The 1,570-nt window shown below is 68.0% G+C and carries 2 protein-coding genes and 1 pseudogene; all 3 read left to right on the top strand.

Annotation, left to right across the window (positions count from 1 at the left end):
* The first annotated feature begins 258 nt into the window (after positions 1–258).
* A complete protein-coding gene (locus tag FGD71_RS35035; protein ID WP_119104599.1) occupies positions 259–672 on the top strand; it encodes a cytidine deaminase family protein in 414 nt (137 codons plus the stop codon).
* Between the two features lie 72 nt (positions 673–744).
* On the top strand, positions 745–867 hold the full coding sequence (locus FGD71_RS49775) for a hypothetical protein (protein ID WP_276147175.1): 123 nt from the start codon (positions 745–747) through the stop codon (positions 865–867).
* A gap of 110 nt (positions 868–977) precedes the next feature.
* Positions 978–1,487, top strand: a pseudogene (locus FGD71_RS35025) (P-loop NTPase family protein); the annotation flags it as partial.
* Positions 1,488–1,570: the final 83 nt, after the last annotated feature.

The following is a 1,570-nucleotide window of genomic DNA, read 5'->3' as shown; positions in this document are numbered from 1 at the left end:
GGCCGGCTCCGCCCGCCGCCGCCCGCCCCCCGCCGGGCCCGGCGCTCCGCGACGGCAGCGATCCGGACGGCCACGGCCGCATCGACATCGATGCCATCGACGACAAGATCGCGAAGTCCAAGCCGGCCGAGCACGGCCTGCTAGGCCAGCATGATCCGCCGCCACATCATCTGGCGGAACAGGCACACCGCCGATATTCGCTTGCACACCCTCGTCACTCGGGTCAACGTCGCCTGACATCCGACGAAGGCAGAGAAGATGACCACCAAGACCCACCACGTCGACCACGAACTCATCCAGGCCGCGGCGCATGTCGCGGCCACTCGCTGCCGGGGCGACAACCACACCATGGCAGCCGCGGCCCGCGCCCAGGACGGCCGGATGGTCACGGCGGTGAACGCCTACCACTTCACCGGTGGCCCCTGCGCCGAGCTGGTCCTCATAGGCGCGGCAGCCGCCCAGGGCATCTACGAGCTGGACACGATCGTCACCGTGGGCGACCGCGACCGTGGGGTTGTCCCCCCGTGCGGCCGGTGCCGTCAGGTCCTTCTCGACTACTTCCCCGCCCTCAAGGTCATCGTCGGCGAAGACGACCGCTTCCGAACCGTCCTCGTCACCGACTTGCTCCCCGAAAGCTACTTCTGGGCCGACCACCAACTCGACGCCGAGTAACGGCGCCACTCAGCACGTACTGACACCGGCCGACAACAGGGCAAACCTTGTCAGGCGTGGCAGCGGATCGAGGTGTGGCTGAGCGAGCACGCCCCTGCGTCGTTCGCCGCGCTACGGCCCGGGACGTCGCAGGAGGAGATCGCCGAGACCTCGGGCCTCTTCCTCGACACCGGCCAGCGGCACGGAGCGAAGTGACTGGATCAACTCTGTGGCGAGCACCCACGGTTCACCCCAGTCATCATCGCTGCTGAGGAGCCCTCCAGGCCCACACCCACCACCGGGCGGCTGCCGGTAGCGTGGTGTGGATGCTGGTAGGTACCGAAGAAACCCGGCTCGTCGTGCTGCGCGGGAACTCGGGTTCGGGGAAGTCATCGGTCGCGGCCGGCATGCGTGACAGGTTCGGCCGGGGCCTGGCGCTGGTCGGCCAGGACAATCTGCGCCGGATCGTCCTACGGGAACGCGACCGGCCCGGCGCGGCGAACATCGGTCTGATCGGCACCGTCGCCCGCTACGCCCTCGACGCCGGGTATCACGTCGTGATCGAGGGCATCCTCTACGCCGACCGCTATGGCGCGATGCTCGGCCAACTGCGTGCTGACCATCGCGGCCCGACCCACGGCTACTACCTGCACGTGCCCTTCGAGGAGACCCTCGTTCGCCACGCCACCAAGCCCATCGCGGACGAGATCGGCGAGACGGAGCTGCGGGACTGGTACCGAGAGCTGGATCTGCTGCCCGGCGGCATGGAGACCGTCATCGGCGCCGACAGCACCCTCACGGAGACGGTCGACCGCATCATGCTCGACACCGGGCTTACTGGCTCTAACAAAAGCTTTGATCTTGTGACCGTGGGCTTGTCTGCTCGTTGGTCTGGTCGTGAGGAAGAGACAGTCGCGGC

The sequence above is a fragment of the Streptomyces sporangiiformans genome (assembly GCF_005768555.2).
GTDB classification, from domain to species: Bacteria; Actinomycetota; Actinomycetes; order Streptomycetales; family Streptomycetaceae; genus Streptomyces; species Streptomyces sporangiiformans.
This window is presented reverse-complemented; position numbering and strand designations above follow the sequence as displayed.

What these genes read in the sequence shown, in the direction of transcription:
- FGD71_RS35035 (WP_119104599.1), top strand. Translation starts at nt 259, where the DNA reads ATGACCACCAAGACCCACCACGTCGACCACGAACTCATCCAGGCCGCG.